This is a genomic window from Erwinia sp. E602 (assembly GCF_018141005.1).
Classification (GTDB): Bacteria; Pseudomonadota; Gammaproteobacteria; order Enterobacterales; family Enterobacteriaceae; genus Erwinia.
Window position 1 is genome coordinate 165,528 of the sequence record NZ_CP046581.1, and the last position, 12,074, is coordinate 177,601.

Consider the following 12,074-nt stretch of genomic DNA (forward strand, 5'->3'; position numbering starts at 1 on the left):
ATGATGACAGGCTATTTCACGCGCAGGCTGGGCCAGGCCCTGCTGGTTTTATGGGCGGCGTTTACCGTGTCGTTCTTCCTGCTGCAGGTGCTGCCGGGCGATGCGGTGCTGATTAAGTTTCAGAACCCGGACCTCGGCCTCAGCCCGGCGCAGATCGAAGAGATGCGCCAGGCCTACGGGGCGACCACGCCGCTGTGGCAGCAGTATCTGCACACGCTCGGCAGCATGCTGCACGGGGATTTTGGCTTCTCGGTGCAGGCGGGGGTCCCGGTCAGCGAGCTGCTGGCCGAGAATTTCCCGGCCACGCTGCGCCTGGCGCTGCCCGGCTTTCTGCTGGCGGCCCTGCTTGCCGTGACCATCGCTTTTGTCTCCAGCCTTACCGGGCTGCGCTGGCTGCGTAATGCGCTGCAGTCGCTGCCCGCGCTGTTTATCTCGATACCCACCTTCTGGCTGGGTATCGCACTGATTCAGGTGTTTTCCTTCCAGCTGCGCTGGATCCCGGTGATTAATCCGGGAGAGATCGCCGGCCTGATCCTGCCGGTGCTTACCCTCGCGATACCGATTTCAGCGCCGCTGGCACAAATTCTGATCCGCAGCATCGACCAGGTGCAGACCCAGCCGTTTGTCGCGGTGGCGCGTGCCAAAGGCGCAAGCCAGCGCCGGGTGTTGTGGCACCACGTGGCGCGCAATGCTCTGCTGCCGGTGCTGACCATTGCCGGGCTGCTGCTCGGCGAGCTGATCGCCGGCGCGCTGATTACTGAAACGGTGTTTGGCTTAAGCGGACTCGGCCAGCTGACCCAGCAGGCGGTCAATAATCAGGATGTGGCGGTGCTGCAGGCGGTGGTGATGATCTCCGCTACCGGCTTTGTGGCGATTAATCTGCTGGTCGACGTGGTCTCACCGCTGCTCGATCCGCGCATCCGGCATTACCAGAGGGCAACATCATGAGTCTGATCGCAGACAACAGCCTCAAGTCCGTGCGCGGCGTGCGGGCGCTCTTTCCCGGTCAGCTGAAGCCGGGTCTGCTGCTGGCGTGGGCGGTGCTGGCGCTGGCGATCCTGTGGGCGGTGGCCCCGGGCTGGTTTACCGCGTGGAGCCCGACCGAGGGCACGCCGGGCGCGCAGCGGCTGGCCCCGCAGGCAGGCCACTGGCTCGGTACCGACCAGCTGGGTCGCGACCTCTATGCGCGCATCGTCTGGGGCGCATCACATTCGCTGAGCGGCGCGCTGGTAGCCGTGGCGCTGGGGCTGACCGTGGGCACGCTGCTCGGCGTGGTGGCCGGCGCGCTCGGCGGGCGCAGCGAGAGCGTGGTGATGCGCATCGTGGACGTGCTGCTGGCGATCCCCGGCCTGCTGCTGTCGCTGAGCATAATTATTCTGCTGGGCTTTGGCACGGTTAACGCCGCCATCGCCGTGGGCATCACCTCGGTGGCGAATTTTGCCCGCCTGGCACGTTCGGAGGTGGTGCGCGTGCGTCACGCGGAGTACGTTGAAGCGGCTTACGGCAGCGGCGGCACCTTTTTCTCGGTGCTGTGGCGGCACATCCTGCCCAACTCGCTGACGCCAGTGCTGGCCTTCTCGGCCCTGCAGTTCGGCAGCGCGATCCTTGCTATCTCGACCCTGAGCTTCCTCGGCTACGGCACCCCACCGCCAACCCCGGAGTGGGGCCTGCTGATTGCCGAAGGGCGCAACTATATCTCCACCGCCTGGTGGCTGACCACCTTCCCCGGCGTCGTCGTGGTGCTGGTGGTGCTGGCTACCAACCGCATCAGTCATCACTTTTCAGGAGGTCGCCGGTGAGTGAATCCATCCATCCGGTGCTGCAGGTGGACAACCTCAGCATCGCCTACCGCAGCGGCGGGCAACGCAAGCGCGTGGTGCATAACGTCTCGTTCCGGGTGAATCGTGGCGAGGTGGTGGCGCTGGTCGGCGAGTCCGGCTCCGGCAAAACCACCACCGCCCAGGCGATAATTGGCCTGCTGGCCGGGAATGGCGAGCGAGAGTCCGGCGAAATCTGGCTGAACGGCGCGGAGATCGGCGGCTGGTCGCAGAAGCGGCTGGACGGCGTGCGCGGCGCGGTGGTCAGCCTGATCCCGCAGGATCCCGGCAGTTCGCTGAACCCGGTGAAAACCATTGGCCAGCAGGTTGAGGAAGTGCTGCAGCTGCACCAGCGGCTGTCGCGTCAGGAGCGTCAGCAGCGCGTGGTGGCCCTGCTGACCCGCGTCGGGCTGTCGCACCCGGAGCGGCGGGCCGGGCAGTATCCGCACCAGCTGTCGGGCGGCATGAAACAGCGGGTGCTGATCGCTATCGCTATCGCGCTGAAACCGGCGCTGATTATCGCCGATGAGCCGACCAGCGCGCTGGACGTGACGGTGCAGAAACGCATTCTCGACCTGATTGACGAGCTGCGCCGCGAGTCAGGTACCGCCGTGCTGTTTGTCACCCACGACCTGGCGGTGGCCGCCGCGCGCGCCGATCGCATCCTGGTGTTTCGTCAGGGAGAAGTGCAGGAACAGGGGCTGGCCGACGATATCCTGCGGCGGCCGCAGCATCCTTACACCCGCCAGCTGTTTGCCGATGCGCCCGCGCTCTCTGCCGCCATTCCGCCGCCCCCTGCGGCGCGCTTTTCCCAGCCGGCGATTGAGATTGCGGGCGTCAGCAGGCACTTCTCTCTCGGTGGCGGCGAAGGTTTCCAGGCGCTGAATAACGTCTCCTTCAGCGTCGCGCGCGGCACCACCCACGCGCTGGTCGGCGAGTCCGGTTCCGGCAAAACCACGCTGGCACGTATTCTGCTCGGCTTTCAGCAGGCAGACAGCGGCCGGGTGACTATCGACGGCATTGATGCCACGCAGCTGAAGGGCGAAGCGCTGCGGCAGCTGCGCCGCAAAATTCAGCTGGTCTATCAGAACCCGTTTGCCTCGCTCGATCCCTCACAGACGCTGTTCCGGGTTATTGAGGAGCCGCTGCTGAACTTTGAACCCCTGAGCCGCGACGAACGCCGTCAGCGCGTGGAGGAGGCAGCCATCCGGGTGGCGCTGCCGCTGCCGCTGCTGGAACGTAAACCGCACGAGCTCTCCGGCGGCCAGCGTCAGCGGGTGGCAATTGCCCGCGCGCTGGTGCTGCGCCCGCAGATCCTGGTGCTGGATGAGGCCACCTCGGCGCTGGACGTCACCATTCAGGCGCAGATCCTCGCTCTGCTGCGGCAGCTGCAACAGGACCTCGGGCTGACCTATCTGTTTATTTCTCACGATCTGGCCACCGTGCGTCAGCTGGCGCACAGCGTCTCGGTGCTGCGCGCCGGGCAGCAGATCGATTACGGTAACACCGGCGATGTTTTCAGCAATCCCGTCAGCGACTATACCCGCGAGCTGATCGCCGCCATTCCCACCCTGACACGCGCTAAGGACACCGCATGACAGCCAAACGTCTTGGATTCTTTACCCGCCTGCTGGACCAAACCAGCGCGCAGGAACGTTACCGCCTCGCCACCCTGCAGATCCTGCACGCGGAGCGGCTGGGGTTTGATACCGCCTGGGTTGCCCAGCACCATTTTCACGAGGCCGAAGGCGGCCTGCCCTCGCCGCTGCTGTTCCTCGCCAGCGTCGCCGCGCAGACCTCACGCATCCGCCTCGGCACCGCGATCATCACCCTGCCGATGGAGAATGCGCTGCGCGTCGCGGAAGATGCGGCGGTACTGGACCTGCTGAGTGACCACCGGCTGGAGCTGGGGCTGGGTTCCGGCGGCACGCCGGACTCGTTTCTGCCGTTCGGTCTGACTTTTGATCGGCGTACAGAGGCGTTTTCTGCCAACCTGGAGACGCTGTTACAGGCATGGCGTGGCGACGCCCTCGGCCATGAACAGAACCGGCTCTACCCTGCTGCCCCACAGCTGGCCGATCGCCTGTGGCAGGCCACCTTCTCGGTGGCGGGCGCCGCGCGCGCCGGTGCCGCCGGCCACGGGCTGATGCTCTCGCGCACTCAGCCCCGCCCGCCCGGACAGCCGCGCCTGGCGCTGGATGCGATCCAGAACCCGATCATTGACGCATACCTCGCCGCCCTGCCTGCGGGGGTGGAGCCGCGCATCCTCGCCTCACGCACCGCCTTTGTCAGCCGTGATGGCGCAGAGGCCCGGCGGCTGGCGCTGCCGGGGCTGACCGCGCAGGCGGAGCATCATCGCCGCGCTGGCCATCAGGTGGCGGGCGACACCCTTGATGACTATATCGCCGCGTTCGATGTCCATCTCGGCACGCCGGAACAGGTAGAGGCCTCTCTGCGGCAGGACAGCAGCCTGGCACGGGTGACCGATGTGTCATTCCAGGTACACTCCATCGATCCGCCGCATGAACAGATCCTCACCTCAATTGAATTGCTGGCCAGCGAGGTTGCCCCGGCGCTCGGCTGGCGTAAGCCCGTATCCAGAGTGACCCACAAGGAGCGCGTATGACCCGTAGCACCGATCTGTTAGAGCAGCTGGCCGATATTGCCCCCGGCAGTGCGCTGGCCGAGGCCCGCCTGACCCGCGACGCCGCCACCGAAAATACCCAGGGCAGCTACGAGGTGCTGTTCAGCCCCTCCGCCGCTCACGGCCTGCCGCTGACCTCACGCCTGGCGCTGGCGCAGCAGGTCGCCAGCTGGCACGGTGAAGAGCGGCTGGCCGCACACTATGCCGCCGAACTGAACGGGCGTCAGCCTGACGCCGGGCTGCAGCCGCTGCGCGACCACGCCGAACTGCTGACCTTTAAACCGGCCGCCGCCGATCCGGCCCATCTGCAGGCGCTGGCTGACGGCGGCCTGAGCCTGGACGCGATCGTCACCCTGTCGCAGCTGGTGGCGTTCGTCAGCTACCAGAGCCGCCTGCTGCGCGGTTATCGTCTGCTGGCCGGCGAGAACGGCGCCGCAGCCAGCGCTGAACCGGCGGTGGCCGCCGCGTGGCGTACCGAACCACTGACGCTGAGCGGTAAGAACGCCCCGCCGGCCTTCACCCGCGACGAGCTGGGCTGGGAGCCGTGGATCGCCGCCAAACCGCTGGCGGAGTTCAGCGCGGTCGAACAGGCGACGCTGGCAAAGTTCGGCCACACTGACTCTGACTACTTCCGCCTGCTCGGTCGCAACCTGCCGCTGCTGGAGCAGCGCACGCTGGCAGATAAAGGGATCTTCTTTACCGCCGGCGGGCTGCCGCGCAAAGAGCGCGAGCTGGCGGCCACCGTGGCCAGTAAGGTCAACGGCTGCGTGTTCTGCGCCTCGGTGCATGCGCGCAAAGCCGCGCAGCTGTCAAAGCAGCCAGAGGATATCGATCGGCTAATCGCTATCGCCCCCGGCCAGCCGCTGGCCGTTGAGCAGCAGCCGCGCTGGCAGGCGATTATCGCGTTCTCCGCGTCGCTCTCCGCCACGCCGCCGACCGCCAGTGTGCAGCAGCTGACGGAACTGCGCGAGCTGGGGCTGAGCGAGCTGGAGCTGGTGGATCTGGTGCAGAGCACCGCCTTCTTTGCCTGGGCCAACCGCCTGATGCTGACGCTGGGCGAACCCTTTATCCCGGCCGCCTGACGTGCCGCTTTTGCGGGCAGGCGCAACGCCTGCCCGTTACCGGAGAGTAAGTCATGTCTGAACTGATTCCTGAACTGGATCACGTGGTGATCAACGTGGGTGAGCAGCTGGATGAGGCTGCCGAACGCTATCGCCGCCTGGGCTTTCAGCTAACCGAACGTGGCCACCATTCGCTGGGTTCCAGCAACCATCTGGCCATTTTTCACAATAATTACCTTGAACTGCTGGGGTTCGAACCCGGCCGCGGCCACCTGCGCAAAGCGCTGTGGCAGTCGCCCCCCGGCCTTTCCGGGCTGGTGTGGAAAACGCAGGACGCCGATGCGGTTTACCGCCACCTGCAGCAGCGCGAACTGGCGGGCGATGCCGCCGCCAGCTTCTTCCGCCCGGTGACGCTGCCGGACGGTTCGCTGCAGGAAGCGCGCTTTCGCACCGTGGCGCTGCAGGCGGAAAAAGTGCCGAACGGGCGCAGCTTCTTCTGCCAGCATCTGACCCCGGACGCGGTCTGGCAGCCGGCGTGGCAGGTGCACCCGAATGGCGTGACGCACATCAGCGAATTTGTCATCGCCAGCCGTGACCCGGCCGAAGCAGCGGCGGTGTATGGTCAGCTGTTTGGTGAGCAGCAGGTGGACGTGCTGGACAGCGGGGAGCGGCAGATTGGCGCAGGCGACGCTGTCGTGCGCTTCCTGAGCAGCGATCGGGCCAGCGCTGAGTGGGGTGCGTTACCGGCGGATTATGACGGTTCGGCGCGCATGATCGCCCTGGGGTTCCGCACCCGTTCGCTGGCGCAGGTGCATGACAGTTTAGCTCAGGGGGACATTCCGTTCAGCGAAGATGAGCGCGGTGTGCATGTCAGCGCAGGGTCCGGCGGGCAGCTGGCGCTGCGCTTCAGCCCGGTCTGAACGGCCCGCTGATATCGGACGCAACCGCCATTAACGCCGGGCCGCCGCTCCGGCGTTTTTAATGCTACGCCTGTCCACAGGCGGCATGCTCTTTGTTTACCCGTACCGTCGAGGCGGGGAAAGTAGCCAGCTTCACCGCCGGGCGGATCGGACGCCGCACCAGTTCACCGCCGCAGTTCGGGCAGTGGCCGTCCAGGCGCTGCTCCGCACAGTCCCGGCAGAAAGTACATTCAAACGAACAGATTACCGCCAGCGTCGATTCCGCTGGCAAATCACGATCACAGCATTCGCAGTTGGGGCGCAGTGTCAGCACGGTGTTTATCCTTCAGGCAACGGTCATTCACCTTAGATCGGGCCGGGCGCGAAAAAAAGGCAGGTTCGGGACATGATGAGACCGAAAACGGACAAGCCCGCCGCGCGTACACCAGCCGTGAAGCGATGGCCGCCCGCCAGTCAGCCGAGGAACTCAATCACCGACAGCCCGCCGTTGTAGTCGGTGCTGTAGATAATCCCCTGCGCATCAACAAACACGTCGCAGGACTGGATAATCTGCGGCCTGCCCGGGCGGGTATCCATCATCTTCTGCGGCGCTGCCGGCACCAGCGCGCCGGTCTCCACCGGACGATAGGGGTTGCTGATGTCATAGGCGCGCACCCCGGCGTTCTGCCAGGTGGCGAAAATCAGCGTTGAGCTGATAAAACTGCCCGGCCGGTTTTCATGCAGGTTGTGCGGGCCGAAGTGCGCGCCTTTTGCGACATAGTCGACTTCATCCGGCTGCGGGAAGGTCGAGATGCTGACCGGACTGGTTTTATCGCGGATATCGAACAGCCAGATATGCTTTTCTCCGTCCTCCTGACTGTCCAGCACCGCCTCATCCAGCACCACCAGCAGGTCGCGGTCCGGCAGCGGCAGCGCGGTGTGGGTGCCGCCGCCAAAAGGCGGGCTCCAGTTGCGGTGGCTGAGCAGCGTCGGATTGCTGCGATCGCTGACGTCCAGCAGCGTCAGGCCGCCGTCGCGCCAGCTGCCGTACGCCACGTCGCCGCTGATGATGGCGTGATGCAGCGCATAGCGCCTGCCCTGCGGCCAGCCCGGCTGTTCACCGGCCGCCGTGTTCATTCCCGGCAGCCACCAGCGCCCCGCCACTTCCGGCTTCTGCGGATTGGCCAGGTCGATGGTCAGGAAGATATAGTCGCTGAAGCCGTCCAGCAGCGCCGAGACGTAGGCCCAGCGCCCGCCGACGTACCAGATGCGGTGAATACCGATACCGTTAAGCGGCAGGAAGCTGATTTCACGCGGCTTTTCCGGCGAGGAGATATCAAAGATGCGCAGCCCGGCGCTCCAGCCGCGATCCTGTACGTCGCTGACCGTCTCCCCCACCGAACGGGTGTAATAGACTTTCTCATCGGCGAAGCGCACGTCCGCGAACAGATCGCGGGCGTTGATCACCAGCAGCAGGTCGTCGTGCGCCTGCAGATGCACGTTCCAGGTGCCGGGCGGCGCGGCTACGTAGCCCGCGCTGCGCGGATTTTTCGCATCACGCACGTCAACGATTGAGAAACCCTGCGACACCATATGGCCGATATAGGCGTAGCCGCGGTGTACCATCACCTGCACGCCGTCAGGGCGTCCACCCTGATCGCTGTGGCCGATCAGCCGCATGTTGCGGCTGTAGTCCGCCTTTGGTAAGAAGTTCGTCATCGTCGCTCCTTACTTCTTCGCCTTCGCTTCCAGCGTCGCAAACCACGGCGCAATAAAGTCACCGGTCTGGCCCCAGCCCGGGATCACCTTGCTCAGCCCGGCAACGTTAACCGGCCCCGGCTGGCTGACCAGCAGCGCCTGCGGGATCACCGTGGCTTTAAATTCGTAGCTGGCCGGGGTGGCTTCTCCCGCCAGCTTCAGCGCGATCAGGCGGACGTTGGTTGCGCCAATCAATTTCGGGTCCACCGCCGCGGTCACTTTCCACGGGCTGCCCGCTTCACGCATCAGCTGCAGATCCTGGTCAGAGACGTCGATACTGTAGAGTTTAATTTCGTTACGACCGTTCTCCTTCAGCGCTTTTACCGCGCCCTGAGTGAACGCATCCCAGGTACCCCAGATGGCGTCGATCTTACCTTTTGGATATTTCGCCAGCAGCGCGCCGACCTTGTTGGCGGTATCGCCCTGCACGTCAGAGGAGACGGCGCCCACCGATTCCAGCTCATGAATGCCGGGATTCGCCTTCAGCAACTGCTGGTAGGCTGCCTGGCGACGCTCCATTGGCGGGAAACCGGCCACCCACAGCCTGATGATACTGGCCTTACCGTTGTGATCCTTAATCAGCTGACCGAAGGAGAGTTCGGTCAGGGAGGCATCGTCCTGTTGCGTGACCGTAGCACCGGCCACCTCACCGTCGACGGCGGTATCAAATACCGATACGGCGATGCCGCTGTCCGCGATCTTCTTCACCAGCGCGGTGGAGTAAGGCGCACGTCCCTGCGAGAGAATAATGCCGTCATACTTCTGGCTGATAGCCTGGTTAACAAAATCCTGGAAACGCGCGTCGTCACCGTTGGATAAAAAGGTGCTGACCTTAAAGCCCAGCGCTTTCGCCTGCTGCACCGCGCCCTGCACAAACTGGGTGGTGTTATCGTCAGAGCCGAGGTTGCGGATCACCGCGATGCGCACCGGGCCATCATGGCTGGCGATGGCCTGCGGGACCGGCGCCAGCGTGGCGGCGTGCACGGGTAATGCGCTGGCAACCAGCAGCGCCAGTAACGATACGAATGATTTCATTGCAGTGATCCCTGTATTGACGGTGAAAAACGCACGGTGCGTAAACGGGTGGCCTGAGCCATCCGGACACTTTTTCACAGCCGCTAACCCACTGACAAAGAAGTAAAAGGAATATGTAACTCAAAAAAAGCATTAGTCCGGGAGGACGTAGCTGACGCAAAGCGCGGACTCTCTGCACGGCACCAGAGTGGCCTGGGGTATGCTGTTGCCGTGCGTGCTGCTGTCGCAGAAAGAGACCGCCAGCCGATCGCCGCCTGTAAGCGTTTCCGGCTGCCGGCCCCCTGGCCGCGCTGGCGGCAGATATTAACAACGCAGAGCAGATTGTTGCGGTAATCGCCCACCCCCTGCGCCTGCAGGAGTCGGTTCATGCGCTGCCGACCGCGGTCACGCCTGATACGCTACGCGCGGCATTTAAGAGGGTGGAGCAACCGGGCAGCTGAACCCCGGGCAGGCTGAATTCAGCCTGCTCGTTTGCGTCAGGCGCAGCAGAGTGAAACGCCCCCTTAACGACAGTCCACCACTATTCGCCCGTGGCTCTGCCCGTCCAGCAGGCGGCTGGCCGCCGCAACGGCCTTGTCCAGCGGCACCGTTTCCGTCAGCTTTTCCAGCACGCCGCGCGTCAGGTGCTGAGAGGCCTTTTGCCAGATTGCCGCACGTAAACCGGCAGGAACCATCACGCTGTCGATACCGCGCAGCGTGATGCCGCGCAAAATAAACGGCGCGACGCTGGCCGGGAAATCCAGCCCCTGCGCCATGCCGCAGGCGGCGACGATGCCGGCGTAACGGGTGGTGGCGCAGGCGTTCATCAGCGTGTGGCTTCCCACGGTGTCGATGACGGCGGCCCAGCGCTCTTTCTGCAACGGTTTACCCGGCTGGCTCAGCGTTTCGCGATCGACCAGTTCTGCGGCGCCCAGCGCCTGCAGCAGCGCACCGCTGCGCTCCGGCCGGCCGGTTGAGGCGCTGACCTGATAACCCAGGCCGGACAGAATGGCTACGGCGCAGCTGCCGACGCCGCCGCTGGCCCCGGTGACCAGCACCGCGCCGTCAGCAGGCTTCACGCCGTGCCACAGCAGGGCGTCAACGCAGAGCATGGCGGTAAAGCCCGCCGTGCCGATCGCCATCACCTGGTGGCTGTCAGCGCCCTCAGGGATCGGCGTCAGCCATTCACTTTTGACCCGCGCCTGCTGCGCCAGGCCCCCCCAGTGACGCTCCCCGACGCCCCAGCCGGTCAGCAGCACCTTATCCCCGGCCCGGTAAGCCGGGCTGCTGCTGGCCAGCACGTTGCCCGCGAGGTCAATACCCGGCACCATCGGAAAACTGCGCACGATCGGGCCGCGCCCGGTAATCGCCATGGCATCTTTGTAATTAATGGAGGAGTAATCAACCTGAACGGTCACCTCGCCGGCAGGCAGATCGGCAGCGCTGACGTCGGTCAGCTCCGCACTGTAATGGTCGTTATCGTGGCGTATCAGAATGGCTTTGAACACAGAATCTCCTTATCAGAGCAGCAGGCCGTCCGTTTACCAGCCTGCGGCATCAACGAACGCTCGCCCGCCAGAGAACAGCGGGCGTCAGGCGTCGTAGTGTAGAAGCAGTACCGATGCCCTGACAAGGCTTAACGCAGCACCAGCACGGAGCGGTTATCTTCAATATCCACTGCAGGGAGTAAACGGAACCAATAACCACTGTGGTGAGGATCCGGAGACTATCCACTGTAGTGAGTAACTGGCGTGAGAAGGCAATCGCCAGCTACTGAGGCGAATCATTCATATCTTCTCAGGGAAGACACTGCCGTTTGTGGATAACATCCACTAAGGTGAGATGCCGATCGCATTTCAACAGACAACTATCCACTATGAAGAGTGTAAATGTGATTTGAAGGGGATAACATCCACTGTAGAGAGGTCATCAGACACAGGATTTACCCTTATCCACTGTAGTGAGATTCTGCTTACTGTTTTCAGCCATAAACATCCACTGTAATGAGTAAATGCTGAGGTTTCAGACGGTGGTGATCCTCCCGGATGAGAACAGGTGCCCATGTGACCCGGTCACTATCCACTGTGGTGAGCGTATATTGTGGATTTTAGCAGCGGAAATCCACTGTTGTGAGAAGAGTCGCTCTGTTTCCGATCGGTCATCCACTGTGGTCAGAACGGTCAGAACATTCAGTCCGGCTATCCACTGTAGTGAGAACCCCCTGGTTAGCTGTCCGCCTGGTAACCACTGTAGTAAGAAATCACTGACGTTGCATCAGCCAACTCTCTCTCCGGACAGGTTTTCTGGCTCAGCAGCCCTATCCACTGGAGTAAGAAATATCCACTGTGGAGAGACAATCCGCTTACATCAGACCTTCGGCAAACGCGAGATCTTCACTGACAACCATAGAGTTAGTGAATGCTAACATATTGTATATCAGGGTGTTGCAGGTTAGTGGTTACCAGGGTTCTGACCTTACTCAGCGAAAAATCGCTGATGGGGGGTTACCCTCTACAGTGGATATTTTACGAAATAATTCGCCGGAAGCTCTCTGTAGTGGATATTTTGCGAATTTCTCTGACCACAGTGGTTAACGGCAGCCGCGCCATTCAGCAGAGCAGTATCCATGGCCAGCCATAGCAGGCTGCACTTCTCTCCCTGCAGCGGTTGCCCGTGGCAGGCAGGCCGGACCGGCCTGAGGACGATGCCCTTCCCCTTCCGCGCAGAAGTGAATGCCGCCCGTTACGTCCCTCGTTTTTCTGGCAAGCCGCTATCCACTGTAGTGAGAAAGAACTGACTACAGTGGTTACTGCTGGTTATGACAGGGGGTGTTAACGGGACTGACATGAGGGGAACGATGACAGCACCTGAACAGTGGTGC

At 63.3% G+C, this 12,074-nt stretch carries 10 protein-coding genes; 6 read left to right on the forward strand and 4 right to left on the reverse strand.

Translation table 11 applies throughout. The features are described 5' to 3' along the window. The first annotated feature begins 3 nt into the window (after positions 1–3). Genes GKQ23_RS00725 through GKQ23_RS00750 form a run of 6 tightly spaced genes read left to right on the forward strand, consistent with a single transcriptional unit; the run spans position 4 to position 6,442 of the window. The gene (locus GKQ23_RS00725) at positions 4–948 is read left to right on the forward strand and encodes an ABC transporter permease (protein ID WP_212408360.1); all 945 of its coding nucleotides are present in this window, start codon (positions 4–6) and stop codon (positions 946–948) included. Next, positions 945–1,799 carry an ABC transporter permease gene (locus tag GKQ23_RS00730; RefSeq protein ID WP_056237636.1) on the forward strand — a complete coding sequence of 285 codons (855 nt, stop codon included), beginning with the start codon at positions 945–947 and terminating at the stop codon, positions 1,797–1,799. Before GKQ23_RS00725 ends, GKQ23_RS00730 begins: the two co-directional genes overlap by 4 nt. After that, the gene (locus tag GKQ23_RS00735; protein WP_371819984.1) at positions 1,796–3,415 is read left to right on the forward strand and encodes a dipeptide ABC transporter ATP-binding protein; all 1,620 of its coding nucleotides are present in this window, start codon (positions 1,796–1,798) and stop codon (positions 3,413–3,415) included. Before GKQ23_RS00730 ends, GKQ23_RS00735 begins: the two co-directional genes overlap by 4 nt. Continuing rightward, on the forward strand, positions 3,412–4,443 hold the full coding sequence (locus tag GKQ23_RS00740) for a putative FMN-dependent luciferase-like monooxygenase (RefSeq protein ID WP_056237634.1): 1,032 nt from the start codon (positions 3,412–3,414) through the stop codon (positions 4,441–4,443). Before GKQ23_RS00735 ends, GKQ23_RS00740 begins: the two co-directional genes overlap by 4 nt. After that, positions 4,440–5,543: an alkylhydroperoxidase domain protein gene (locus GKQ23_RS00745; RefSeq protein WP_212408157.1), complete on the forward strand. Its 1,104-nt coding sequence runs from the start codon at positions 4,440–4,442 to the stop codon at positions 5,541–5,543. The genes GKQ23_RS00740 and GKQ23_RS00745 overlap by 4 nt, the downstream gene beginning before the upstream one ends. 53 nt (positions 5,544–5,596) lie before the next feature. Continuing rightward, positions 5,597–6,442, forward strand: a complete 846-nt coding sequence (locus GKQ23_RS00750) for a VOC family protein (RefSeq protein ID WP_212408158.1) — start codon at positions 5,597–5,599, stop codon at positions 6,440–6,442. A 64-nt stretch (positions 6,443–6,506) separates the two neighbouring features. Here the strand turns inward: GKQ23_RS00750 and GKQ23_RS00755 are convergent, their stop codons facing one another. From GKQ23_RS00755 to GKQ23_RS00770, 4 genes are all read right to left on the reverse strand, one after another. Then, complete coding sequence (locus tag GKQ23_RS00755) at positions 6,507–6,755, reverse strand: DUF1272 domain-containing protein (protein ID WP_072166386.1); 249 nt, start codon at positions 6,753–6,755, stop codon at positions 6,507–6,509. A 140-nt stretch (positions 6,756–6,895) separates the two neighbouring features. Next, positions 6,896–8,140 (reverse strand): LVIVD repeat-containing protein, encoded by a 1,245-nt coding sequence (locus GKQ23_RS00760; RefSeq protein WP_212408159.1) that lies wholly within the window; start codon positions 8,138–8,140, stop codon positions 6,896–6,898. Positions 8,141–8,149: 9 nt separating this feature from the next. Beyond that, the gene (locus tag GKQ23_RS00765) at positions 8,150–9,214 is read right to left on the reverse strand and encodes a sugar ABC transporter substrate-binding protein (protein WP_212408160.1); all 1,065 of its coding nucleotides are present in this window, start codon (positions 9,212–9,214) and stop codon (positions 8,150–8,152) included. 503 nt (positions 9,215–9,717) lie between these two features. Continuing rightward, on the reverse strand, positions 9,718–10,701 hold the full coding sequence (locus GKQ23_RS00770) for an MDR family oxidoreductase (protein ID WP_212408161.1): 984 nt from the start codon (positions 10,699–10,701) through the stop codon (positions 9,718–9,720). Between the last annotated feature and the right edge of the window lie 1,373 nt (positions 10,702–12,074).

Excerpts from the sequence above, each read along its gene's own strand:
- GKQ23_RS00725 (WP_212408360.1), top strand. The coding sequence starts at position 4 with ATGACAGGCTATTTCACGCGCAGGCTGGGCCAGGCCCTGCTGGTTTTA.
- GKQ23_RS00730 (WP_056237636.1), top strand. The coding sequence starts at position 945 with ATGAGTCTGATCGCAGACAACAGCCTCAAGTCCGTGCGCGGCGTGCGG.
- GKQ23_RS00740 (WP_056237634.1), top strand. The coding sequence starts at position 3,412 with ATGACAGCCAAACGTCTTGGATTCTTTACCCGCCTGCTGGACCAAACC.
- GKQ23_RS00745 (WP_212408157.1), top strand. The coding sequence starts at position 4,440 with ATGACCCGTAGCACCGATCTGTTAGAGCAGCTGGCCGATATTGCCCCC.
- GKQ23_RS00750 (WP_212408158.1), top strand. The coding sequence starts at position 5,597 with ATGTCTGAACTGATTCCTGAACTGGATCACGTGGTGATCAACGTGGGT.
- GKQ23_RS00760 (WP_212408159.1), bottom strand. The coding sequence starts at position 8,140 with ATGACGAACTTCTTACCAAAGGCGGACTACAGCCGCAACATGCGGCTG.
- GKQ23_RS00765 (WP_212408160.1), bottom strand. The coding sequence starts at position 9,214 with ATGAAATCATTCGTATCGTTACTGGCGCTGCTGGTTGCCAGCGCATTA.